This window comes from Reyranella sp. CPCC 100927, from assembly GCF_007859315.1.
Taxonomy (GTDB): Bacteria; Pseudomonadota; Alphaproteobacteria; order Reyranellales; family Reyranellaceae; genus Vineibacter.
The window spans coordinates 303949-326480 of the sequence record NZ_VOHA01000004.1 but is presented as its reverse complement, the minus strand read 5'-3'; the positions used below and the strand labels follow the sequence as shown (position 1 = coordinate 326480).

The window sequence follows — 22532 nt, the reverse complement described above, 5'->3', positions numbered from 1 at the left end:
CCTCTCTCACCCCTGTCCCGTAGCCCGCAGTTCCGCGAGCAGTTCGCTGAAGCTGGTGCGGCAGGTGAACCCCAGGCGCCGTGCGGCGTGCGACGGGTCGTAGATGCGGTCGATGCTGTCGAACATCGTCCAGCCCAGCCGAGCGTATATCTGCGGATAGTCGGGGAAGTAGCGTGCCACCACGGCGGGCGCGTCGTCGATCAGCGCCGCGCGATCGTCGCGCGAGAATGGCGGCGGCGCCGAAATGATGAAGATGTCGAAGCCGACGTCTGGCGCTTTGTCGAGCGCGACGACATGCGCCTCCGCGGCATCGGCGACAGTCAGGCGCCGGAACAGCAGCTCGTTGGCTTTGGTGTTGGCGTCCGATTGCTTGATTACATGTGCCATGTCGTCGGCTTCGGGGAAAAATCGACCGGTCCGCAGCACGACGACAGGCAGCTTCGACTGCTCGTGGTAGAGGCGGCAGAGGTGTTCGGCCGAGAGCTTGCTGACGCCGTAGATGTTGCGCGGCTGCGGCGACATCTCCTCCGTCATCCACTCGGCCTGACGCGCGCCCCCTGCCCGGCCAGCCCGGATGCGCCTCGAGATCATCAATGACGTCGTGGAGGTGAAGACGAAGCGCTCGACGCCGTGCGCGATCGACTCTTCCAGCAGGTTCAAGGTGCCCGTGACATTGGTGGCGATGAAATCGCTGGCCGTATAACGCTCGATGTGCGGTTTGTGCAGGGCGCCGGCGTGAATGACGGCCTGGATCCGGCCCCCGCCAAAGGCCGACCGCACGACCTCACGGTCGGCGACGGACCCGACGATTGCTGTGTGGGCCGACGGTACCGGGTCGAGACCGACGACGTCATGGCCCAACGCCTGCAGCCGCGGCGCCAGCGTCTGGCCCAGCCACCCCGAGGATCCTGTCAGCAACAACCGCATGCCACGCCCACCCGAAACAGGCCGGCATTCTGGCGGCGCTGGCCGGAAAAGCGAACGTATAAATTATTCACGGCTTTGATGGGCGCGGGCAGCCCGCGACAGCGCACGCGGCGCAACAGCCCGGACCACTTGTGCCAGGCGGTCGGCAGTGGGCGAAAACCTTTGCCCTCGCACTGTGACCAGTCCGACCGTTCGCGTGAGCGTTGGCGATACGATCCGCAGTGCCTGCATTCTCTTGGACGGCTTCGACGGTACGATGGACTTCGGCAGGATCGCCGCTCCCAGTTGCATGTCTACCATCGCGATCAGAGTCTGGGCCTGGAAACATTCATATTTCGATGTCAGCGTGATTCCGGCGCGTTCCGCGGCCTGGTCCAACAGCAAGCGCAGCGACGTCGCGTTGTCCTGCATCAAGACCGGCATCTTCGAAAGATCCTTGAGTCCGATCCTGTCCGTATCGGCCGGCATCAGGCTGCGCGGGACCAGGGCAATGATATCCTCCTGCAGCACCGGCTCGAAGTCGAAGTCCTGTGCCTCGACTTGCGGTGCGATCCCGAAATCGACATCGCCCCGCAGCACGCTGGCGTAAAGGTCCGTCGAGGGCAGTTCCTTCACGAATATCCGGACGGCGGGGTAGTCCTTCTCAAATGCCGCGAGAACCGGTGGCAGCAGCGTTGCCGCCGCGACAGGCGTCGAGGCCAGCGATACACGACCGATCTGCATGGCGATCGTTTCCTGGATCTCGCGGATTCCTGCGTCGACTTCACGCAATCCGCGTCGCGCTGAATCGAACAACTGTTGCCCGGCCCGCGTGAGCTTCACGCTGCGCGTGGTCCTGTGAAACAGCTCCGCGCCGACTTGCCGCTCCAGCAATTTGATCTGCGCGCTGACGGCCGATTGGGACCGATGAACCATTTCCGAGGCGTCCCGGAAGCTGCCGTTGTCAGCGACAAGCAGGAACGTACGCAGGAGATTGAAGTTGATCTGCATGGTCCCTCATTATGCAGTTTTTCCGAATAATTCCCATTCATTATTTTGATTGTTCGCGAATGACGCGGTCGCTACGTCAGCGGCCAGCGCACACGAGAAGCGCATCAAGGGAGGCAGAAACGTGCGACTCAAGATCCGGTCATCCCTGCTGGCAGTCTTTCGAATGGCACTGCTGTCATCGCTCAGTACGGCGGCGTTCGCTCAGGAGAAAGTCATACGGATCGGCATGACGGCGGCCGATATTCCGCGCACGTCGGGCCAGCCCGACCAGGGATATGAAGGCAATCGCTTCACCGGCATCACGATCTACGACAGCCTCACGCAGTGGGATCTAAGCTCGACCAGCAAGGCCAGCGAGATGATCCCCGGCCTGGCGCTGACTTGGAACGTCGACCCGACCGATCCCACGAAATGGATTTTCACCCTGCGCCCCGGCGTCCGGTTCCACGACGGTTCAGCCTTCGATGCCGATGCCGTGGTCTGGAACGTTGACAAGGTGCTGCGCAAGGATGCGCCCCAGTACGACCCGGCACAGATCGGTGCCACGCTCTCGCGGATGCCGACGCTTCGTTCGGCACGGAAGATCGACGATCTGACTGTCGAGATCACGACGTCCGAGCCGGACTCGTTCCTGCCGATCAACCTCATCAACCTCTACATGGCATCGCCTGCTCACTGGGAAAAGAAGTTCGCCGCTGTGCCCGCTGGCATCACCGACAAGGCCGAACGCAGCAAAGCTGCCTGGACGGCCTTCGCAGCCGACTTTTCCGGTACTGGCCCGTTCAGGGCAGCCAAGTTCGTGCCGCGCGAACGCTTGGAGATCGTCCGCAACCCCGAATACTGGGACGCGACGCGACGCCCGAAAGTTGACCGCCTCGTGATGCTGCCCTTGCCGGAGAGCAGCGCGCGCACGGCCGCCCTGCTCTCCGGTCAGGTCGACTGGATCGAGGCGCCGGCGCCGGATGCGGTCGACGCCATCAAGAAACGTGGCTTCACGCTCTACACGAATCTGCAGCCGCATCTCTGGCCCTGGCAATTCGCCATGCAGCCCGGTTCACCCTTCGCCGACAGAAGGCTGCGCCATGCCGCCAATCTCTGCGTCGATCGCGCCGCCCTCAAGGAACTGCTTAGCGGCTTGATGGCTGAATCAACGGGCATTGTGAGTCCTGGGCATCCCTGGCGCGGCGAGCCGACATTCCAGGTCAGGTATGATCCGGCGGCCGCCCGGAAGCTGATGATCGAGGCCGGCTACGCCCAGGTCAAACCGGCCAGGATCAGAGTCCAGATCTCGGCGTCCGGCTCAGGCCAGATGCAGCCGCTGCCGATGAATGAATTCATCCAGCAGAACCTGAAGGCCTGCTTCTTCGACGTGCAGTTCGACGTCATGGAATGGAACACGCTCTTCTCCAATTGGCGCCTGGGTGCCAAGGACCCCAGCGCCAATGGCGCCGCCGCCATCAATGTCAGTATCGCAACCACCGACCCCTTCCTCGCGATGGCGCGCTTCGTCAGCAGCAAGGCCTTTCCGCCGGTGTCGAACAACTGGGGCTATTTCAGCAATCCCGACATTGATGTCCTCCTCGCAAAGGCGCGGACGGCTTTCGAACCGGAACAGCGCGATCGTGCGCTTGCCGTGCTGCACGCACGCATCGTCGATGAGGCACCGTTCCTTTTCATCGCACACGACGTCAGTCCGCGGGCACTCTCCCCGAAGATCAAAGGCGTCGTGCAGCCGCGGAGCTGGTTCATCGACTTCACGACGATGTCCGTCGACTGACTGGCGAGCCGGTCCGGAGGCACACTGATGATCGCCTATCTGCTGCGCCGCGTCGGCTATGCGCTGCCCACCATGCTCGGCGTTGCCTTCCTCTGCTTCATGCTGGTTCACCTCGCGCCCGGCGATCCATTGGTGTCGATCCTCCCACCCGATGCCTCGGCTGATCTGCAGAAGCAATTGATGCGGCTCTATGGCTTCGACAGGCCCTTGCCGGTGCAGTTCGGACACTGGGTATGGCGCGCCCTGCAGGGCGATCTCGGGACATCCATCGCGACGGCGCGTCCGGTCGTCCACGAGGTGTTCAATGCCGTGGGCAACACCTTCATCCTGGCGACGCTCGCGACGCTGATCGGTTTCACGGTCGGATCGCTGTTCGGTTTCGTCGGCGGATATTTCCGCAATTCCTGGATGGATCGCGCCGCGTCTGTTGTCTCCGTGATCGGAGTCAGCCTGCCGCACTACTGGATCGGCATGGTGCTGGTGATCATCTTCTCCGTGCAGCTGATGTGGCTGCCGCCAAGCGGGGCGGGTCCCAGCGGATCCGGTCAATGGCAGTGGGATGTGGCGCATGTGAAATACTTGCTGCTGCCCGCCTTCACCATGTCGTTCATTCCGATGGGCATCGTTGCCCGCACCGTCCGCGCGCTTGTTGGCGATATCCTGGCCCAGGAGTTCGTCGTTGGTTTGCGTGCGCGCGGCCTGGGTGAATTCGGCGTATTCAGGCATGTCGTCAAGAATTGCGCCCCCACGGCGCTGGCCGTCATGGGCCTGCAGCTCGGCTATCTGCTGGGTGGATCGATCCTCATCGAGACGGTCTTCTCCTGGCCGGGGACGGGTTTTCTGCTGAACCAGGCCATCTTCCAGCGCGACCTGCCGCTGCTGCAGGGCGTGATCCTGATACTCGCGCTCTTTTTCGTCGGCCTCAACCTGGCGGTCGACGTCCTGCAGATGCTGCTCGATCCCCGCATTGAAAGGACATGACCTCAGTGTCCGCTGTTTCTCAACCTCACGGCGACGCCGGCCTGCTGCCGCGCTTGGACGCCATGGCAGTACGCTCGCCCAGCCATCGCGCCAGAGTCATGCGTCGGCTGGCCCGCGACCCGATCGCCATGATGGCCAGCGCGATTATCCTCGCCCTCATTGTCGCCGCCATCTGCGCGCCCTGGCTCATGCCCGCCGACCCATTTGCGACATCGATGCTGAAACGGCTGCGCCCCGTGGGCACGCCCGGCTATCTGCTCGGGTCGGACGAACTCGGGCGCGACATGCTTTCGCGGCTCATGCTCGGCGGCCGGCTCTCGCTGTTCATGGGCATCGCACCGGTGGTGATGGCATTCGTCATCGGCAGCGCCATCGGCATCCTGGCCGGCTACGCCGGCGGCCGCATCAACATGCTGATCATGCGGTGCATCGATGTGTTCTATGCCTTCCCCTCCGTTCTGCTGGCGATTGCGCTCTCGGGCGCGCTGGGTGCGGGCATCACGAATGCCCTGATATCGCTGACTGCCGTATTCGTGCCCCAGATCGCGCGCGTTGCGGAAAGCGTGACCACGCAGGCACGACGAAGCGACTACGTCGAGGCGGCACGTGCATCGGGAGCGTCCGCCACGATCATCGTCTGGCAACACGTCCTCAGAAACGTCACGGGTCCGATCTTCGTCTATGCGACCAGCCTGATCTCGGTCTCCATGATCCTGGCGTCGGGCCTCTCCTTTCTCGGCCTGGGCGTCAAGCCACCGGAACCCGAATGGGGCCTGATGCTCAACAGCCTGCGCGCTGCCATCTACGGCCAGCCGATCGTCGCCGCGCTCCCCGGGGTCCTGATTTTCCTGACCTCGATATCCTTCAACCTGCTGGCCGACAGCCTGCGGATGGCCATGGAGGTGAAACAGTGAGCGCCACCATGGCAGGAACTGGCAATTTGCCTCGACCACTGATGCGCGTCCGGAACCTGATGAAGCATTTCCCGCTCAGGCGACGGGCGATCGGTCTTGGCCGCTCTTCCGTGCGCGCCGTCGACGGCATCAGCTTCGACGTCATGAAGGGCGAAACGCTGGGTGTCGTGGGCGAATCGGGCTGTGGCAAGTCGACCATGGCGCGCGTTTTGATGCAGCTCATCCGGCAGGACAGCGGCGAGGTGGTCTTCGACGGCCGGACAGTGGGTGACCGGACACTTCCCCTGCAGGCTTTCCGCCGGCAGGCGCAAATGGTGTTCCAGGATAGCTACGCCTCTCTCAATCCGCGCATGACGATCGAGGACTCCATCGCCTTTGGTCCGATCGTCCATGGCACGACTCCTGCCAAGGCGCTCGATCGCTCGCATGCTCTGCTCGCTCGTGTGGGCCTCGCACCGGCCCGTTTTGCCGGACGATACCCTCATGAACTATCGGGCGGCCAGCGGCAGCGCGTGAACATCGCACGTGCGCTCGCCGTCGAACCACAGCTCGTCATTCTCGACGAGGCGGTGTCGGCGCTCGACAAATCCGTCGAGGCCCAGGTTCTCAACCTGCTCGAGGACCTCAAGCGTGAGTTGGCGCTGACCTACCTGTTCATCAGCCACGACCTGAACGTAGTCCGTTACCTGTGTGACCGCGTCATCGTGATGTATCTCGGTCAGGTCGTCGAGATAGGCCCTGCGGCGGAGGTTTTCGACAGCCCGCGACACCCCTATACAAAGGCATTGCTGCGCTCGGTGCCCAGCGGCGACCCGTTGCGCCGCCTCGACGCGCCGCCGCTTTCGGGTGACCCGCCAAACCCGATCGAGCCGCCTTCCGGCTGTCGCTTCCACCCACGATGCGTCGTTGCGCAGCCGGTGTGCAGCCGAGCGGTACCGTCGTTGACCGACTGTGGCGATCGACATGCCGTGGCCTGCCTGCGGTGGCAATCCGGCTCTGGCTATTCGCCTGCGTCGGACATCGGCGGACTGCCGCCCATCAGGACCGTCGAGGTGTCGCATGCCTGACGCCAACCTGCCCTTGTCGCCCCCTGCCGTGATGCTGCGCGACCTGCACGTCAGTTTCACGATGCCTGGCAAGCAGATCAATGCCGTGAACGGCGTCGATCTGCTGCTGCGCCAAGGCGAGGTCGTGGCGCTCATCGGCGAATCGGGTTCCGGAAAAAGTGTGACGTTGCGCGCGATCATGCGGTTGCTCGACGAACGCGGCACCTGCATGTCCGGCACGCTGAGCGTCAATGGCAAGGACGTGCTCGGCATGTCCTCCCGGGCGCTGGCGGCCATGCGCGGCAAGGACGTCGCCATGGTCTTCCAGGAGCCTCTGCTGGCACTTGATCCGGCGTACACGATCGGCAACCAGATCGCGGAAACCATCCGGCGGCACGAACGCATCACCGCAAGGGATGCGGCTGCCCGTGCCTTGGCGCTGTTCGAGAAGGTCTGCATCCCCAGTCCGCAGCGGCGCCTGGCTGCTTATCCTCATGAGCTGTCGGGCGGCATGCGCCAGCGCGCGATGATCGCGCTTGCCCTCGCCTGCCATCCGAAAGTGCTGTTGGCGGACGAACCAACCACGGCACTCGATGCCACCGTCCAGATCCAGATCCTGCTGCTGCTGCGCGAGCTGCAGCGCGACCTCGGCTTGTCGGTGATATTCGTCACACATGACATTGCAGCGGCGGTCGAGGTGGCCGATCGCATCGCCGTCATGTATGCCGGGCGCATCGTTGAAGAGGGCTCGACACGGGCTTTGATCTCGGCCCCGCGCCACCCCTACACCATCGCCTTGTTGAACAGCCGCCGTCACGCCGCCGAGCAGCGCGGCACGCGCCTCGAAACGATCGGTGGCGCGCCGCCGGACCTCGCCGCGCTGCCGCCCGGCTGCGCCTTCGCTGCCCGCTGCTCGCGCGCAACAGACGACTGCCGGGCGGCGCAACCGCTCGCATTCGACGTCGAACCCGACCATCGCGTGCGCTGCATTCACACCGGCATGACCGCCGCGACGGCACGTATCTGAACCCATCCGCAAGAAGAGGCACAGCATGCCATTGCATGATCCCAGCCTGGCGTTCGTTCCCTACCCTGATGTCGCGGTCGCACGAGCGGCGACGGGGCCGCTGTCCGATCTCAGCTTCGGAGTCAAGGATATCTACGACGTGGCTGGATACCCGACGGGTAGTGGCAGCCCTCACCTGCTGGCGATGTCCGGCATCAAGACGCACACGGCACCGGCTGTACAAACACTCCTCGATGCCGGTGCGCGCTTCATCGGCAAGACCGTCACCGACGAGTTCGCGTTCTCGATGAACGGCAAGAACGCGCATTTCGGCGCGCCGATCAATGGCGCGGCGAAGGACCGTGTCACCGGCGGATCATCGTGCGGCTCGGCATCCGCCGTTTCATCCGGCGCATGCGACTTCGCGATCGGAAGCGACACCGGCGGCTCGGTCCGCGCACCGGCCAGCCACTGCAACCTGTTCGGGATACGGGTGACGCATGGACGCGTGCCGTTGGGTGGCGCTCTGGAATTGGCGCCCAGCTTCGACGCGTTCGGCTGGTTCGCGCGTGACGCACACACATTCTCGGCCGTTGGCGAGGTTCTGCTGCATGCCGATCCGGCGCCGCTGCCCAAGACCATTCGCTTGCTGTGGCCGCAAGATGTCTGGTCGCTGGTAGAAGTACCAGCGCGGCCGGCGCTGGAAGCCACCGCCCGCAAGGTCTCTGCCACGATTGGCGAAGCCCTGCCCATCGCGCAAGTCGCCTTGGAAGACTGGGACGCCATGTATTGGGGCTTCCGCTACGTGCAGGGCCGCGAAGCGTGGCTCAGCCACGGACCGGTCATCGAGCGCTATGCACCTCCGCTCGGTCCCGGTGTCGCCGAGCGCTTTGCCTGGTCGCGGACGGTCACGGACCAGCAGGTGGGTGCGGCACGGGCGTTCCGTGCGCGATTTCGCGAGAAGCTCAAGTCCCTGTTGGGTGACGATGGCGTCCTGCTGATGCCGACGCTTCCCGACGTCGCGCCCTTGCGGACGACCAGCGACGACAGCCTCGAAGCGTACCGGAACAAGGCACTCTGCATGCTCTGCATCGCCAGTCTGGCGGGCGTCCCCCAGGTGTCGATGCCGCTGGCCAGTCGTGATGGCGTGCCCTTGGGGATATCGCTGGTGGGGCCGGCCGGCGCCGATAGATCGCTCATCGCCCTGGCACACGCTGCGGCTCGCTGAACACCCGAGGATCGGTTGATGCGGAAAGAAATTCCTATCGAGCGGATGGATGTGATCGTGACGGCCATACCGGCCAGCGATGCACCTCCGGAAGGCGCGCGCTGGTACGGCAGACACTCGACACAATTGCTGGTGAAGCTCCATTCGCAGGGCATCTACGGCGTTGGCGAGGGCTTCGCCTATGGCGCTCCCAAGGCGGCACTGGAAGTCATCGAAACCGTACTTGCTCCCGTTGTCCTTCAGCAGGACGCGGCGTCGATCGACGAGAGAGTCAAGCAGATGGCGCGGGCGACACGCATCTGCGGTCGCAGCGGTATCGCAGCTTTCGCCGTTGCCGCGATCGAGATTGCGCTGTGGGACCTGCTCGGAAAGGCCCGAGGCGTACCCGTTCATGAATTGCTGGGCGGCGCACGACATGCGGCACTTCCCGCCTATGCCAGCCTGCCGCGCTTTGATACGCCGCAAGCGGCGGCATCGGAGTCGGTCCGGCTGGCGACCCAAGGTTTCACCGCCGTGAAGCTGCACCAGACGGATGTTGCGTCCGTAATCGCCGTGCGCCAGGCACTGGGCGAGAACGTCGATCTGATGCTCGACACCAATTGCGCATGGACCGAGGACGAAGCCGTTACCATGGCGCGTGCGCTGGAACCCGCACGGCTGGCGTGGCTTGAGGAGCCGGTTTGGCCGCCCGAGGACTACAAGGCGATTGCGCGCGTCAGGGCTTCGACAGACATTCCGATCTCTCTGGGCGAGAATGAATATTCACTGGCGGGCTTCGAGCAGTGTCTCCAGGCCAGAGCGACCGATTTTCTTCAACCCAGCGTCGCCAAGTTGGGAATCCTGGCCATGACAGCGACCGCCGCGATGGCGCGCGCCGCGTCCGCGCGCTTCGTTCCACACTCCTTCTATTTCGGCCCCGGTCTCGCCGCGACAGCGCATGTCCTGGCGACTTTGCCGGAGAAAGACTGGATGGAATTGCCGGCAGGCGATGTCCCTGTTCTCGAGGAGCCGTTGGTAGCGAAGAAAGGCACGATCTCGCTGCCCCGCGCGCCGGGCCTCGGGATCGTACTCAATGAAGATATGCTGCAGCGCCATTGCTTGGCGCAACGCGTCCTCGCCGCCTGACACAGCGTGCGCGGCGGATGCCTTGGACCAGGACGGGTTTTCCACCGATGAAGATCGAGAACATCACGACGCGAATCGTCAAGCTTCCCACCAGGGACCTCATGATAACGGGGAACATCCGGATCGACTCGATCTGGATTCTGGTGGTCGATCTGGAGACCGACCAGGGTGCGCGTGGCCGCTCGTACATCTGGGGCTTCAACAAAGCCGGTGCCGACACGTTGCGCGGCGTCGTCGAACACCTGTCGTCCGTTGTACTGGGAGAGAACCCTTTTTTCACCACGAAGCTGTGGGCACGCATGTGGCAGGCAACCATCCAGTGGGGTCATGGGGGAATGGCCATCATGGGCATGGGTGCGATCGACGCCGCCGCCTGGGACCTGATCGGCTGCGTGGCGAATCAGCCCCTGGCCAATCTGCTCGGCCGGAAACTCGATCGCGTACCGGTTTATGCCAGCGGTCTGTGGATCACCGACGATCTGCAGCAGCTCGCGCGCGAAGCGGCGGTACACCTCGAGCACGGGTTTCGCGCGATGAAGATGCGCGTGGGCCGCGGCGACGTCGACCGGGACGTGGCTGCTGTCCGCGCCGTGCGCGACGTCGTGGGCCCGTCCGTGGACCTGATGGTCGATTTCAGCTCGGCGCCGTCGAGGTCCTATGCGACGCGGCTCGCGCACGCGCTGGAACCGTTTGCGCTGTTCTGGATCGAAGACCCGATCGCCGACGAGGATGTCGAAGACCACGCAGCATTGGCGCGGGACACGCGCACGCCCATCTGTTTCGGCGAAAAAGTGTATACCCCGCAGGGCTTGCAGAAAATCATCGCGGCTCACGCCGCCGACGTCCTGATGGTGGATCTGCAACGCGCCGGCGGCGTCACCGGCTGGACGCGCTGTGCCGCCATGGCCGATGCCGCGCGCCTGCCCCTGACCTCGCACCTGCTGCCTGAACTCAACGTCCACCTCATGGCGTCGGCGCCGACGGGCATCTATCTCGAATACGTGGATTGGGCCCAAGACCTGTTCACCGAAAAGATGCGTTTGTCCAACGGCCATGTCGACGTTCCCGACCGGCCCGGCTTTGGTCTGGCGTGGGATGACGAGCGCCTGCGGCACTACACGCAACACCATCAGAATTTTCACCGCTGACGCGTCATCGCCGCGGCCCTGTCACCGCCGACAGCTCCGCATTTTTCTCCAGGAGTTCCAGCAGAATGTCCGACAAGATCCCCCTGCTCGTCCTGACCGATCTTTCGCCCGGTCACAGGGCGGCTGCCGCCGAAGCCTTCGACCTCACCTATGCCACCACGCCACACGACCGCAGCGCTGCGATCGTCGCGACCGGTGATCGCATTCGCGCCGTACTGACCATCGGCCTGGTCGGATTGACGGCGGCGGAGATGGCCGCAATGCCGGCGCTGGAACTGGTCTGCTGTATGGGCGGTGGCTATGAGGGGGTCGACATCGAGGCCGCACGTGGTCGGGGCATCGTGGTGGCCAGTGGGCGCGGCACGAACGACGATTGTGTCGCCGATCACGCCATCGGGCTGGTGATCGCCATCGTTCGCAACCTCCGCCAGCTTGATCGTCTGTGTCGCGAAGGTGTGTGGCGCACGGCCATTCCGCACCCACCGACCGTTACCGGCAAGCGCCTGGGGATCCTGGGCCTCGGTGCCATCGGCGAGAAGATCGCGAAACGCGCGACCGCGTTCGATATGTCCATCGGCTATCACAATCGAAAACCAAACGAGACCGTGCCCTATCGTTTTTTCGCCAACCTCAAGGACCTGGCGCAGTGGAGCGACATCCTGGTGTGTGCCGCCCCCGGCGGCGCCGCCACCCGGCACCTGGTCGACGCCGACATACTCGACGCCCTTGGCCCCGACGGCTTCCTGGTGAATGTCGGGCGTGGCAGTGTTGTGGACACCGCGGCTCTCGCCGCCGCTCTGCGCGAGGGCACCATCGCGGGTGCCGGAATCGATGTCTACGAGAGCGAGCCGGCCCGCCCCGAGGCGCTCATCGACCTGCAAAACATGATCATTACGCCACATCTCGCAGGGTGGTCACCCGAGGCCACACAAGCTCAGTTCGAGCAGTTCTTGGCCAACGTACAGGGACACTTTTCCGGTCGCGGCGCCGTCTCACCGGTATGACGGATCGCGCTCAGGGCCACTGACGGCGGGTGATCAGACGGAAGGCGTCGATCAGGACAGGCGGCGTCCAGTATTTCACACCCAGAGCCAGGCGGGCGTACGGCCCGACCGTGATCGGCTTGCGGATAATGGTCGTGTGGTAATGATCCGTCGACTCGTCACCACGGCCGTTACTGTAGAAGTATGCCGCCGCCGACCGCCGCGCGCGCCCATTGGGCGCGCGCACCGGATCGGGATGACCGTGGATGCTCCGGGACGACTGATAGAACAGGATCGAGCGGCCGAACTCGGGCACGACCTCGACGGTGCACCGGTCGCTGTCGACATCCCACAACTGCAGGGCGCCGCCGTACTCGGGCTTCCAGTCCTTGTTGAGATAGGTCAGGAAGACCAGCCTGTTGTCCAGCCTGGTCACGGGATGCTTGTTGAAGTCGACGTGCGGGGCGAACTTGCCGCCGGTCGGGATCTTGTGCAGCCCGCCGCCGTACAGCATCGGGTCGGTGATCAGGCCATCGATGCCGGAAATGCGGCCCAGGAAATCAACGAAACGCTTCGAGTAGATCGTGTCGAAGTAAAGTTGTGCGGCCGGTCCCAGTCGAGCTGAAGGCTTGGTGCCCAGCTTGCGCTCGTTGCGATTGTCGTACCGCTCCCAGTCGGCGCGGCTCACGAACTCAAACTCGTCGTGGATACGCTCCAGCAACCGCGGCTCGAACAGCCCCTCAAAGACGAGATGCTTGAACGGCTGGGCCTGGCGAAAGCGTTCGCCCAACGCCTCGATGCTGTCATCCATCAGCATCGCCGGGTTAACCAACGCGGCCGTGTCAAGTTCGACACCGTCGAGACTGACATAGGCCCGCGCGTGCCGATGGCCCGCATCGGCACCCGCTTGACCCAACACAAAGTTGTTGGTCATCCCCGTTGCCCCAACGCCTTTTGCCGGCGCCAACGCCCGTTACCGCTCCGACAGCCTTACGCCGTCAGACTACGCTTCGCGCAGGCTCAATTCGCCTGCCGCGATCCGAACTGTGAACGTTATTCCCCGTAACCCCTACAATCATCGTAACGCGACTGACCCAGTGCTGCAACAGGCGCGTTGGCACTGTGGGAAATACACTCATGGGATGAGGCGTATTCCATGGCGCTCAGGCCCGGATCTGATGCTTCATCAACTCACGGCCCAGCTGGCCCGTGAGGAACAGGAAGCACATCTTGTAGTCGCTGATCAGCGACCAGAGCGGGTACGTGAAGGTTGCCGGCCGGTTCTTCTCGATGAAGAAGTGACCGATCCAGGCGGCGCCATAACCAGCCAGCGGCACAGCGAGCAGCCACCACCAACTCTGGGTCGCGATCGCCCAGACCAGGATGACCATCGACAGGATGGTGCCGACATAGTGGATCGCACGGGTCGCCGGCTTGGCGTGCTCGCGCAGATAGAACGGCCAGAACTCGGCATAGGTCGCACAAGCCTTGGTCATATCCGCCTCCGCCCCGGGGCAGGTTCTTCAGGTGCCCCAGTTTACGACGGGTGCCGGTGGTGGCCCAGCGAATCCGCGACGGCGTCAGCCCGCCCTGGCGTCAGCCCGGCAAGGCGCTTGCCGCCTGCAGGCTCGCCACCAGGCAGAACATGGCGGCCACCGAGAACGCGATGTCCCGGAAACGCCAGCGCCGTGGTGACTGGCTGACGACCATGCCGGTGATCAGAGCCGGCACGAAGCCTGCAATGATGAACTGAGCAAGCGCCCGGGCCGTGGCATACCCCAGCGCGTAGGACGACGCGTCGACGGGCAGCTGCCGCAGCACCGCCGGCAGCAGGATCGCCGTCGCCACGATGTAGGTGATCCCGGCCGCCGCGAACGCCTTGCCGAACGGATGTGACGTCGGCACCGCGAGCGCGCGGCTGGCCCCCTTTCGCGCGGGAGCGCCGCCCCCGGCCTGGGATGACGGCGGGACCTGCCGCAGTTCAGATGCGAAGCTCATGACGATCTCAGGAGTGAGTATTTGCTCTTTAATATATGAGCAAACACTCACCGTCAAGAGCTGGGTGGGCTCGCAGCCCCTAAAAAGCCGTGAGCTGGGCCACGCCACCGCCAATGAATGCCTGGGGATGCGACGCCGGATCGCCGCGACGCCTTTCCTGGGCATCGACGCAAACCCGGATACCGTCGACGATCGATTGCCACGGCGCCCCGCGGCGGAGTGACTCCAGGAAACAGCGATCGTAGTAGGTATAGCGCTCCTGCGCGCCGCACCCGAAGGACGGCAGGTCCGACCGGGCGGCGGCCAGGATGACCCGATTGGGCCGCCGCATGCCCCGGTCGGCGGTGTAGACACCCGAAAAGCACCCCGACGCCACGACAACGGTCGGACGTTCGCCACACGCCTGGTCGAGCAGCTGGTCCAGGTAACCCGGCCCGATGACGGCGCGCGACCGCGCCACGACCAAGCCGCCGCGCGGATAACCGTGCGAAGTGATGAAAACGAAGCAACCGGCTCCGGGAGGGCCGGCAAGCCGTTCGCGTTGGCGCTCGATATTCCGCCGGTCGGCGACCGCATCGCGGACCGACGAATCGGCCTTCAGCACGCTGATATCGCCAGCTGACAAACCAAAGGCCATGAGCCGCTCGCGCAGCGCATCGACGGCGTTGCTGAAAACCGGCTGCGCATCGTCGGCGGCGACCAGCAGCGCCTTCCACGTTGCCGGCTGGAGTGATGTCGAGCCTTGCGCCGCCGGCACGGCAGGTGCCGTCAGCGTTGACGTCTGCGCGCAGCCTGCTGCGAACCCCGCGACTGCTGCGGCGAGGCAACCTTTGACAAGCCATGACATCCTGGACATCGACTCACCCGACAGCGATCCGTCGGGCGACCATAACGATGATGCTGCAGCGGTGCACGTTCATCCCGACGTCAATATCACGGCTTTATTATTGATCCTGTGCGGTGGACAATCGCGCTCCCCGGATCCCGGCAGAAGGTAGCGACATGAATGATGCCAAGAAGCGGCGGACGGCCCCGCTGCAGACCCCGACCACCCTCCCCTCCAACGCCACGACGGATCTGTCTGCCGCGCTCACGGCGCTGCTCGCCGACATGTTCGCGCTGTATGTGAAGACGAAGAACTTCCACTGGCACGTCTCGGGCCCGTACTTCCGCGACTACCACCTGTTGCTGGACGAGCAGGCCACCCAGATCCTGGCGACGACCGACCCGATCGCCGAGCGCGTCCGCAAGCTGGGCGGCACCACCGTGCGCTCCGTCGGCCATATCGGCCGACTGCAGCGGGTGCTGGACAATGACGCTGACTTTGTCACGCCCGATGACATGCTGGCCGAGCTGCGCGATGACAACACCCAGCTCTGCACGCGCCTGCGCGAGGTCCACGGGCTGTGCGACGAGCACGGTGATGTCGCCACGGCCAGCCTGATCGAGAACTGGATCGACGAGGCCGAAGGCCGGGTCTGGTTCCTCTTCGAGGCGGGCCGCCAAGGCTAGTTCCCTTGCTCCCCGCGGCGGTGGGGAGAAGGCATGCGTAATGGAGGAAGCCATGTTGGATCTCGTCATCGAGCAGCGCCGCCGGGACATCGGTGGTTTCGAGGTGGGGCGCGTACTGCCGATCGCCCAGCGGCGGATGGTGGGCCCGTTCGTCTTCTTCGACCACATGGGGCCGGTCGACTTTGCCCGCGGTATCCCGCGCAGTGTCGATGTTCGGCCGCACCCGCATATCGGCCTGTCGACGGTCACCTACCTGTTCAGCGGCGAGATCATGCACCGCGACAGCGTCGGCTCCGAACAGGCGATCCGACCCGGCGAGGTCAACTGGATGACGGCGGGCCGCGGCATCACGCACTCGGAGCGCTTCGAGCGGGCGCGCGCCGAGGGCGACTCCATGCACGGTATCCAGGCCTGGGTCGCCCTGCCGCAGGCAGAGGAAGAAACCGATCCCGCCTTCATCCACCACAGCGCCGCTGACCTGCCCACGCTCACCGAAGGCGGCCTGTGGGCACGGCTGGTGGCGGGCGAAGCCTTCGGCGCCAAGGCCAAAGTCAAGACCCACTCGCCAATGTTCTACGTGCACTGCTCGCTGCAGCCGGGCGCCAAGGCGCCGTTGCCGGCCGAATACCCGGAACGCGCTGCCTACGTCGCAACCGGTACCGTCGAGGTCGACGGCCAAACCTTCGAAGCCGGCCGCATGCTCGTCTTCAAGCCCGGTGCGCCGGTTGTGGTCACGGCCGTGACGCCGGCAACCGTCATGCTGCTGGGCGGCGAGCCGCTGGGCCCGCGCTTTATCGAATGGAACTTCGTGTCGTCCTCGAAGGAACGCATCGAGCAGGCCAAGGCCGACTGGCGCGGCGGTCGCATGAAGCTGCCCGACCTCGACAACCAGGAGTTCATACCCCTGCCGGGTTGACCCGGCACAGCCGACAAGAAAGCGGGCCCCGAAGGGCCCGCTGAAAACGACGCCGCGAGAGAGAGAACATGAAAGAAGCAGCGTCGATCAGAAAGGTCGCCGGGGTGTTACCCTTGCTCAGGGGGTAGCGGCCGTCCTTCCTGAATGCTGAGGTGTCTCAGAACGTCAGCGCCGTGCCGAGGACGACCGCCCAGGTGTCGGCTTTCTCGCTCTTCGACTGGCCGGATCCCATCTGGTAGAACACGCCGCCCGTCAGCTTGATGCCCGGTGACAGCGTGTAGTTGGTGCCCAGCTCGAAGTAGTCGAGCTTGTCCTTGCCGGGCACGTTCTGGCTGTTGGGCGTCCGGTTACGGTCGGGGTTGCGGCCACCCCACCAGCCTGCCGACACCTGCCAGGCTCCCGTTTCGTACATCAGCGAGGCCGTATACCAGCGCACGCCGTTGGCGCCCTTCAGTCCCATGTTATCGCGCCCCAGACCGCCACCGAGCGTGAAGCCTCCGACACCAACCTGACCGCCCACGGCCCAGGTCTTGTAGCGCCCGAAGATCCCAGGTGCCGCTGCACCACCGGCACCGACAGGGCCACGATCGAATGCTGCCGTCGCATAGGCGCCATACAGCGCGACGGACACGTCACCGAACTTGTTCAGGTAGTTGGCACTGATGTCGAGGCCATTGTTCCACTGGTTGTTGTTGTTCGGACAGCTGTTGAAATTGGCGCCGCCCTGGCGGAAGGCACAGGTGGCGGCCCCAGCCGTGGCGGAGAATGCCGGCGTATAGGAAAACCCGACCTGAAGGCCGGCGATACGCGGCGTAAAGTATGTCAGCTTGGTCGCATCACCGCTGAAGCCGACATTCTGCGCCGCCGCCGTCCCAAGGATCATGAAGCCGCGGCCAGCCTGATTGCTGGCCGCGGTATTATCGCCCCGTTGCCAGAAATTGTGGTCGTTGAAACCCCAGCCGATCAAGGCCGACGGCGATGAGTAGACCATTTTGAAGGACGCCGAGTCCGTGCCGCCGAATTCAATGCGTCCCCAATCGCCGAAAGCGAAGAGGTATTCTTCGTCGAACTGATCATTGGAGGATGTAGCACCTCCGCCCTGCGACCACGCTTCCAGTTCAAGCCGAAGGCCGATCGAGGTGCCGTTATCGAGCTTCGTCGTACCGGTGAACCAGATCTCACCCTCATACTTGAAATTCGCCGACCGATAACCCTGGCCGATACCCGCAGGCGAGACGTCACGTCCCGTCTGCCCGAGGATGATCATCGCCTGGAAATAGCCACGTAGCTCAAGCTTGATGGGATCGGCTGCCATGGCCGGCGCTGCCAGCAGTCCGCCGGCTACCAGCGCGGTTGTTCCCAGCAATGTCTTCTTCATGTTTCTCCCCCGCTCCGGCCGTATGGCCTTACGATTGGTGCTCAACGCAATCAGGTGCGCGTCGGCAATCGCCTTCGGCGCCAGCGCAGCCTTCTCCTGTGGCAGACAAGCCTTTCGAGGGTTGCGCTGCCGATAACGTCAACTGCACTGGCTGGGAGCTTAGTTTTCGTCTTTTTCTTGAAAATTTCTGGAACGTAACGAAATGTTTCTGCCTTTATTTGTGCGCATCTCACGACCACTTCGGCCCATGCGAATGTCACTCACCCTTTTTCAGGCAACGACAATAGAAGCTCAGCCCGGAGTCCACCTCCGGCGCGATTGCTGAGCATCACGTCGCCGCCATGCGCACGGGCGGCCATGCGGGCTACCGTCAGGCCGAGACCGACGCCGTCGCGGCCGCGCGTGCCGCTCATCCGCCAGAACGGCTCGAAGACGTCACCCATGTGTTCGGCGGGAATGCCGGGCCCGTCATCGTCGACAACGACGGCAACCTGCGAATCGCGGCGCTCGATGGTCACGCGGACCCGGTGACCATATTTCACGCCGTTGGCGATCAGGTTTCCGATCGCCCGCTTCAGCATCACACGCCGGGCCGGCAACACTACGGGCGCGGTACGCGCGAGCACCACGTCATGGCCCTGATCCGCAAAGTCATTGCAGATCGTGGCGCACAGGCTCGCAATGTCGAGCGCCCGGCTCGGCTCCGTCTCGGCTTCCCCGCGCAGGAAGGCCAGCACGGTGTCGATCATGGTTTCCATTTCGGCCACGTCCGCCGCAATGATCTCGCGTGTTTGATCATCGCCCAGCAGTTCGGTGCGCAGCCGCAGCCGCGTGAGCGGACTCTTGAGATCATGCGAGACAGCGGCCAGGGTTTGCACCCGGCTTTCCATCAGGCGCGTGATGCGCGCGCGCATGTCGTTGAAAGCCATCGCGGCCTCGCGCGCCTCGCGCGGGCCATGTACGGGGATGGGTGGCTCGGCAGCAGGATCATGCCCCAGCCGCCGAGCGGCCTCGGTAACGACGCGCAGCGGCGCATTGGCGCCGCGCACGAGGATGATCGATATGATCAGTACGCCCAACGCCACGGCCGTGGTGAACAGCAGCGTGCCGTACCACGCCGCCGTCGGCCCATCGGGGTCGGCCACCGAGAAATTGATCCAGGAATCGTCGTCCAGCTGTACCGCGACCCAGATCGAATGGCGTTTCGTCAGCGAGCCGCGCTGGTGTGATACGGCGACACGCAGCCCCGAGGCAGCGATCTCCGGCGCCAACTCCGCCAGGTGCGCCCTGAGCGTCAGGGCCGCCGGGTCGCTGGACGGTGTCGCCGCGATGGGTGTTTCCAAACTCCAGTGGACCTCGATGGTAGGCCCGGACACGCTGTGTGCCATCGCCTCGCGTTCCGCCGGCGGCCGTTCGCGGATGACCCGTTTGACACTCACCAGGCGTTCGGCCAGCTGCCGTTCGTTGCTGTAGCCGATCTCGGCGTGGAAGCCGGTATTGTAGAGCCACAGGCCAATGGCATGAAACACGCCCAGACCGATCAACAGGATCGCGATCGTGCGGCCAGCGAGCGTATCGGGCACGAACGTCATGGCTTATGGACGGACGGCGTGAACATGTAGCCGATGCCGCGAATGGTCTTGATCATCGGCGGGCCGGTGTCGGCTTCGATCTTGCTGCGCAACCGGCTGACCTGCACATCGATGCTCCGGTCGAAGCCGGCAGCGAGACGATTACGGGACAGATCGAGCAGCCGTTCCCGCGACATGACACGTTGGGGGTTCTCGACGAACGCCACCAGCAGATCATATTCACCGGTACTCAGTTCCACGATGGCACCCGCGGGCGACAGCAGTTCGCGGCGCGCGAAATCCAGGGTCCAGCCGTTGAAGCGCAGGCTCTGAACCGTCGACCCGACCGACGATGGGCGTGCGCCGCGCCGGCGCAGGACCGCTTTTATCCGTGCCAGGAGTTCACGCAGGCTGAACGGCTTGGCGAGATAATCGTCGGCGCCGATCTCGAGGCCGACGATGCGGTCGGTTTCATCGCCCTTCGCCGTCAGCATGATGACCGGTATCGTCGAGCGTTGCCGCACTTCACGACACAGATCGAGTCCCGATGCTCCCGGCAGCATGACATCCAAGACGATCAGGTCGACATCGATGGCGCCGAGCGCCTCACGCATCTCTCGGGCATCGCGCGCACCGCTGGCCTGGAAACCGTTCTCCAGCAGATAACGCACGACCATGTGGCGGGTCTGCGGATCGTCGTCGACGACAAGGATGCGCTCGGCAGCGTCGTGCCCGCGTTGCGGTACCGACGCTGCGCTGCTGTCGTCCGACATCCCTCGACCTTTACCGCTTCTGGATCTTGGTCACGGTGATCGCGCCATTGACGCGCTCGGCCTCGAATTTCACGCCGTCACCAACCTTCACCGCCTTCAACATGGCAGCATCCTTGACCCTGAACACCATGGTCATCGCGTCCATGTCAAGATTCTTGATGGGCCCATGCTTGAGCGTGATCTTGCCAGCCGGCTCGTCGATCTTCACGACCTGGCCGTCGACCGGTACGGCCTGCGCGAGGGCGAGAGAGGTGCCGAGAGCGATCCAGGCGGCTGTCGCTACGATGAACTTGCGCATATGTGTCTCCTTGAGTTTCCGTATGCCGAGAAAGGGTTCGCTACTTCACGACCACCGTGCCGAACATGCCGGACTCGCGATGGCCCGGAAGCAGGCACGAGAAGTCGAACGTGCCGGCCTTGGTGAACTTCCAAACGATCTCGCCGGTCTTCTTGGCGGACAGCCGCTTGGCGTTGGGGTCGTCGTGCTCCATGTCGGGGTTCTTCTTCATCTCCTCGCCGTGCTTGAGGTTCTCCTCCAGAGTGCCGAGCACGAACTCGTGGTCCTGGCCTGCGTTATTGCGCAGCATGAAGCGGATCTGCTCGCCGCGGCGCACCTCGATCTTGTCCGGGATGAACAGCATCTTGCCGTCCGCCTCGGTCATGGTGATCTGCACGACGCGCGCCGGCTTCTTGGGGTCGCCGGGCATGCCGTAGTTGGTTTCGTCGGACTCGCTGTGGCCGTGGCCCTCGCCCGGCTTGTGGCCTGGCGCGGTGATGGCCGGGGCGGAGAACGCCAGCGCCGTCACGACGGACAGGGCGAGGAATCGAAGCTGCATGGTTTTCCTCCTGAGATCAGTGATTGCGGTGGCCGCCGGACGGCGCGCCCGGCTTGGTCATGCGCGGCACCGGCTGCGGTGCCTGCGGTGCCTGGGGGGCACGTGACGGCGTCTGCGCCGTGCCCTGCCACTCGTAGGCGACGGTGCCGGCGGGATGCTGGTACCAGCCGGGATCCTTGTAGTCGTTGGCGGCCAGCCCCTCGCGGATCTTCATCACCGTGAACATGCCGCCCATCTCGATCGGGCCGAACGGACCGAAGCCGGTCATCATCGGCAGCGTGTTGGCCGGCAGCGGCATCTCCATCTCGCCCATGTCGGCCATGCCGGCGGTGCCCATCGGCATGTAGTCGGGCACCAGGCGGCGGATCTTCTTGGCGATCTCGCGCTTGTCGACGCCGATATAGGTGCGCACGTCGTGGCCCATGGCGTTCATGGTGTGGTGCGACTTGTGGCAGTGGAACGCCCAGTCGCCGGGATTGTCGGCCAGCATGTCGAAGGCGCGAATGGCGCCCACCGGCACGTCGATCGTCGTCTCCGGCCACTGGGCGCTTTCGGGCACCCAGCCGCCGTCGGTGCAGCTCACGCGGATGTCGTGACCGTGCACGTGGATCGGATGGTTGGTCATGGTGAGATTGCCGATGCGCACGCGGATGCGATCGCCCAGCCGGATCGGCATCATGTCGATGCCGGGAAAGACCCGGCTGTTCCAGGTCCACATGTTGAAGTCCGTCATCTCGGCGACCTTGGGCACGTAGGTACCGGGATCGATGTCGTAGGCGCTCATGATGAAGACGAAGTCGCGATCGACGCGCCGGTATGCCGGATCGCGCGGATGCACGATGAACATCCCCATCATGCCCATCGCCATCTGCACCATCTCGTCGGCGTGGGGGTGATACATGAACGTGCCGCTCTTCTTCAGTTCGTACTCGTAGACGAACGTCTTGCCTGGCGGGATGTGCGGCTGGCTGAGGCCGCCGACACCGTCCATGCCGGCCGGCAGGATCATGCCGTGCCAGTGGACCGTGGTGTGCTCGGGCAGCTTGTTGGTGACGAAGATGCGCACCTTGTCACCCTCGACTGCTTCGATCGTGGGACCCGGCGCCTGGCCGTTGTAGCCCCACAGGTGCCCCACCATGCCGGGCGCGAACTCGCGCACGACAGGCTCGGCAACGAGGTGGAATTCCTTCCAGCCGCCGTTCATGCGCCAGGGCAAGGTCCAGCCGTTCAGAGTCACCACAGGCTGATAATCCGGCCCGCTGGTGGGAACGATCGGCGGCTGCATGGTCGTCTTGTCCATGACCGGCGCCTCGGGAATCGACTGCGCCTGGACGCGGCCGCTCACGGCGGTGGCGCCCAGCAGGACGAGGCCGGACGCCTCGAGAAGATTGCGACGTGAAATGCTCATGGGATGCCTCGTGGG

At 64.3% G+C, this 22532-nt stretch carries 23 protein-coding genes; 11 read left to right on the top strand and 12 right to left on the bottom strand.

All coding sequences use genetic code 11. From position 1 onward, the window contains the following. Positions 1-6: 6 nt before the first annotated feature. Positions 7-927 carry an NAD(P)-dependent oxidoreductase gene (locus tag FQU96_RS14340; RefSeq protein ID WP_146541955.1) on the bottom strand — a complete coding sequence of 307 codons (921 nt, stop codon included), beginning with the start codon at positions 925-927 and terminating at the stop codon, positions 7-9. Positions 928-990: 63 nt separating this feature from the next. Then, positions 991-1917 carry a LysR family transcriptional regulator gene (locus FQU96_RS14335; protein ID WP_146541954.1) on the bottom strand — a complete coding sequence of 309 codons (927 nt, stop codon included), beginning with the start codon at positions 1915-1917 and terminating at the stop codon, positions 991-993. 163 nt (positions 1918-2080) lie between these two features. On the opposite strand from FQU96_RS14335, the gene FQU96_RS14330 reads away from it, so the two are divergent. The 9 genes from FQU96_RS14330 (at position 2081) to FQU96_RS14290 (ending at position 12146) form a co-directional block, all read left to right on the top strand. Then, positions 2081-3694 (top strand): ABC transporter substrate-binding protein, encoded by a 1614-nt coding sequence (locus FQU96_RS14330; protein WP_146542176.1) that lies wholly within the window; start codon positions 2081-2083, stop codon positions 3692-3694. Between the two features lie 27 nt (positions 3695-3721). After that, positions 3722-4675 carry an ABC transporter permease gene (locus tag FQU96_RS14325; RefSeq protein WP_146541953.1) on the top strand — a complete coding sequence of 318 codons (954 nt, stop codon included), beginning with the start codon at positions 3722-3724 and terminating at the stop codon, positions 4673-4675. 62 nt (positions 4676-4737) lie between these two features. Further along, positions 4738-5589 (top strand): ABC transporter permease, encoded by an 852-nt coding sequence (locus FQU96_RS14320; RefSeq protein WP_255468366.1) that lies wholly within the window; start codon positions 4738-4740, stop codon positions 5587-5589. Positions 5590-5597: 8 nt separating this feature from the next. Continuing rightward, positions 5598-6656 carry an ABC transporter ATP-binding protein gene (locus tag FQU96_RS14315; protein ID WP_146542175.1) on the top strand — a complete coding sequence of 353 codons (1059 nt, stop codon included), beginning with the start codon at positions 5598-5600 and terminating at the stop codon, positions 6654-6656. Then, positions 6649-7662 (top strand): ABC transporter ATP-binding protein, encoded by a 1014-nt coding sequence (locus tag FQU96_RS14310; protein ID WP_146541951.1) that lies wholly within the window; start codon positions 6649-6651, stop codon positions 7660-7662. The genes FQU96_RS14315 and FQU96_RS14310 overlap by 8 nt, the downstream gene beginning before the upstream one ends. A gap of 25 nt (positions 7663-7687) precedes the next feature. After that, on the top strand, positions 7688-8869 hold the full coding sequence (locus FQU96_RS14305) for an amidase (RefSeq protein ID WP_146541950.1): 1182 nt from the start codon (positions 7688-7690) through the stop codon (positions 8867-8869). Between the two features lie 18 nt (positions 8870-8887). Then, positions 8888-9994 (top strand): mandelate racemase/muconate lactonizing enzyme family protein, encoded by a 1107-nt coding sequence (locus FQU96_RS14300; protein WP_146541949.1) that lies wholly within the window; start codon positions 8888-8890, stop codon positions 9992-9994. A gap of 47 nt (positions 9995-10041) precedes the next feature. Continuing rightward, complete coding sequence (locus FQU96_RS14295; RefSeq protein WP_178130508.1) at positions 10042-11142, top strand: mandelate racemase/muconate lactonizing enzyme family protein; 1101 nt, start codon at positions 10042-10044, stop codon at positions 11140-11142. Between the two features lie 65 nt (positions 11143-11207). Next, on the top strand, positions 11208-12146 hold the full coding sequence (locus FQU96_RS14290; RefSeq protein ID WP_146541947.1) for a 2-hydroxyacid dehydrogenase: 939 nt from the start codon (positions 11208-11210) through the stop codon (positions 12144-12146). A gap of 10 nt (positions 12147-12156) precedes the next feature. Here FQU96_RS14290 and FQU96_RS14285 read toward each other — a convergent pair whose 3' ends face one another. The 4 genes from FQU96_RS14285 to FQU96_RS14270 all read right to left on the bottom strand — a co-directional run bounded on the left by FQU96_RS14285 (position 12157) and on the right by FQU96_RS14270 (position 14970). Continuing rightward, positions 12157-13059, bottom strand: a complete 903-nt coding sequence (locus FQU96_RS14285) for a 2OG-Fe(II) oxygenase (RefSeq protein ID WP_146541946.1) — start codon at positions 13057-13059, stop codon at positions 12157-12159. A gap of 229 nt (positions 13060-13288) precedes the next feature. Then, positions 13289-13621: a DUF962 domain-containing protein gene (locus tag FQU96_RS14280; RefSeq protein WP_146541945.1), complete on the bottom strand. Its 333-nt coding sequence runs from the start codon at positions 13619-13621 to the stop codon at positions 13289-13291. A gap of 100 nt (positions 13622-13721) precedes the next feature. Further along, the gene (locus tag FQU96_RS14275) at positions 13722-14123 is read right to left on the bottom strand and encodes a hypothetical protein (protein WP_146541944.1); all 402 of its coding nucleotides are present in this window, start codon (positions 14121-14123) and stop codon (positions 13722-13724) included. 79 nt (positions 14124-14202) lie between these two features. Beyond that, the gene (locus FQU96_RS14270; protein ID WP_178130507.1) at positions 14203-14970 is read right to left on the bottom strand and encodes a C13 family peptidase; all 768 of its coding nucleotides are present in this window, start codon (positions 14968-14970) and stop codon (positions 14203-14205) included. Positions 14971-15125: 155 nt separating this feature from the next. Here FQU96_RS14270 and FQU96_RS14265 point away from each other — a divergent pair, with 155 nt between their 5' ends. Together FQU96_RS14265 and FQU96_RS14260 are read left to right on the top strand one after the other, a co-directional pair. Next, positions 15126-15635 carry a Dps family protein gene (locus FQU96_RS14265; RefSeq protein WP_146541942.1) on the top strand — a complete coding sequence of 170 codons (510 nt, stop codon included), beginning with the start codon at positions 15126-15128 and terminating at the stop codon, positions 15633-15635. A gap of 52 nt (positions 15636-15687) precedes the next feature. After that, positions 15688-16551, top strand: a complete 864-nt coding sequence (locus FQU96_RS14260; protein WP_146541941.1) for a pirin family protein — start codon at positions 15688-15690, stop codon at positions 16549-16551. A gap of 157 nt (positions 16552-16708) precedes the next feature. Here the strand turns inward: FQU96_RS14260 and FQU96_RS14255 are convergent, their stop codons facing one another. The 6 genes from FQU96_RS14255 to FQU96_RS14230 all read right to left on the bottom strand — a co-directional run bounded on the left by FQU96_RS14255 (position 16709) and on the right by FQU96_RS14230 (position 22517). Then, positions 16709-17929: a porin gene (locus FQU96_RS14255; RefSeq protein ID WP_146541940.1), complete on the bottom strand. Its 1221-nt coding sequence runs from the start codon at positions 17927-17929 to the stop codon at positions 16709-16711. A gap of 260 nt (positions 17930-18189) precedes the next feature. Beyond that, a complete protein-coding gene (locus FQU96_RS14250) occupies positions 18190-19521 on the bottom strand; it encodes an ATP-binding protein (RefSeq protein ID WP_146541939.1) in 1332 nt (443 codons plus the stop codon). Then, positions 19518-20273: a response regulator gene (locus tag FQU96_RS14245; RefSeq protein ID WP_146541938.1), complete on the bottom strand. Its 756-nt coding sequence runs from the start codon at positions 20271-20273 to the stop codon at positions 19518-19520. Before FQU96_RS14245 ends, FQU96_RS14250 begins: the two co-directional genes overlap by 4 nt. A 10-nt stretch (positions 20274-20283) precedes the next feature. Further along, positions 20284-20571: a copper-binding protein gene (locus FQU96_RS14240; protein ID WP_146541937.1), complete on the bottom strand. Its 288-nt coding sequence runs from the start codon at positions 20569-20571 to the stop codon at positions 20284-20286. 40 nt (positions 20572-20611) lie between these two features. Further along, complete coding sequence (locus FQU96_RS14235) at positions 20612-21109, bottom strand: plastocyanin/azurin family copper-binding protein (RefSeq protein WP_146541936.1); 498 nt, start codon at positions 21107-21109, stop codon at positions 20612-20614. Positions 21110-21125: 16 nt separating this feature from the next. Then, the gene (locus FQU96_RS14230) at positions 21126-22517 is read right to left on the bottom strand and encodes a multicopper oxidase family protein (RefSeq protein ID WP_146541935.1); all 1392 of its coding nucleotides are present in this window, start codon (positions 22515-22517) and stop codon (positions 21126-21128) included. Between the last annotated feature and the right edge of the window lie 15 nt (positions 22518-22532).

Coding starts and splice junctions, on each gene's coding strand:
- FQU96_RS14275 (WP_146541944.1), bottom strand. CDS start 14,123: ATGAGCTTCGCATCTGAACTGCGGCAGGTCCCGCCGTCATCCCAGGCC.
- FQU96_RS14315 (WP_146542175.1), top strand. CDS start 5,598: ATGGCAGGAACTGGCAATTTGCCTCGACCACTGATGCGCGTCCGGAAC.
- FQU96_RS14335 (WP_146541954.1), bottom strand. CDS start 1,917: ATGCAGATCAACTTCAATCTCCTGCGTACGTTCCTGCTTGTCGCTGAC.
- FQU96_RS14295 (WP_178130508.1), top strand. CDS start 10,042: ATGAAGATCGAGAACATCACGACGCGAATCGTCAAGCTTCCCACCAGG.
- FQU96_RS14330 (WP_146542176.1), top strand. CDS start 2,081: ATGGCACTGCTGTCATCGCTCAGTACGGCGGCGTTCGCTCAGGAGAAA.
- FQU96_RS14280 (WP_146541945.1), bottom strand. CDS start 13,621: ATGACCAAGGCTTGTGCGACCTATGCCGAGTTCTGGCCGTTCTATCTG.
- FQU96_RS14245 (WP_146541938.1), bottom strand. CDS start 20,273: ATGTCGGACGACAGCAGCGCAGCGTCGGTACCGCAACGCGGGCACGAC.
- FQU96_RS14250 (WP_146541939.1), bottom strand. CDS start 19,521: ATGACGTTCGTGCCCGATACGCTCGCTGGCCGCACGATCGCGATCCTG.
- FQU96_RS14255 (WP_146541940.1), bottom strand. CDS start 17,929: ATGAAGAAGACATTGCTGGGAACAACCGCGCTGGTAGCCGGCGGACTG.
- FQU96_RS14285 (WP_146541946.1), bottom strand. CDS start 13,059: ATGACCAACAACTTTGTGTTGGGTCAAGCGGGTGCCGATGCGGGCCAT.
- FQU96_RS14320 (WP_255468366.1), top strand. CDS start 4,738: ATGGCAGTACGCTCGCCCAGCCATCGCGCCAGAGTCATGCGTCGGCTG.
- FQU96_RS14270 (WP_178130507.1), bottom strand. CDS start 14,970: ATGTCATGGCTTGTCAAAGGTTGCCTCGCCGCAGCAGTCGCGGGGTTC.
- FQU96_RS14260 (WP_146541941.1), top strand. CDS start 15,688: ATGTTGGATCTCGTCATCGAGCAGCGCCGCCGGGACATCGGTGGTTTC.
- FQU96_RS14340 (WP_146541955.1), bottom strand. CDS start 927: ATGCGGTTGTTGCTGACAGGATCCTCGGGGTGGCTGGGCCAGACGCTG.
- FQU96_RS14325 (WP_146541953.1), top strand. CDS start 3,722: ATGATCGCCTATCTGCTGCGCCGCGTCGGCTATGCGCTGCCCACCATG.
- FQU96_RS14300 (WP_146541949.1), top strand. CDS start 8,888: ATGCGGAAAGAAATTCCTATCGAGCGGATGGATGTGATCGTGACGGCC.
- FQU96_RS14265 (WP_146541942.1), top strand. CDS start 15,126: ATGAATGATGCCAAGAAGCGGCGGACGGCCCCGCTGCAGACCCCGACC.
- FQU96_RS14305 (WP_146541950.1), top strand. CDS start 7,688: ATGCCATTGCATGATCCCAGCCTGGCGTTCGTTCCCTACCCTGATGTC.
- FQU96_RS14235 (WP_146541936.1), bottom strand. CDS start 21,109: ATGCAGCTTCGATTCCTCGCCCTGTCCGTCGTGACGGCGCTGGCGTTC.
- FQU96_RS14310 (WP_146541951.1), top strand. CDS start 6,649: ATGCCTGACGCCAACCTGCCCTTGTCGCCCCCTGCCGTGATGCTGCGC.
- FQU96_RS14230 (WP_146541935.1), bottom strand. CDS start 22,517: ATGAGCATTTCACGTCGCAATCTTCTCGAGGCGTCCGGCCTCGTCCTG.
- FQU96_RS14290 (WP_146541947.1), top strand. CDS start 11,208: ATGTCCGACAAGATCCCCCTGCTCGTCCTGACCGATCTTTCGCCCGGT.
- FQU96_RS14240 (WP_146541937.1), bottom strand. CDS start 20,571: ATGCGCAAGTTCATCGTAGCGACAGCCGCCTGGATCGCTCTCGGCACC.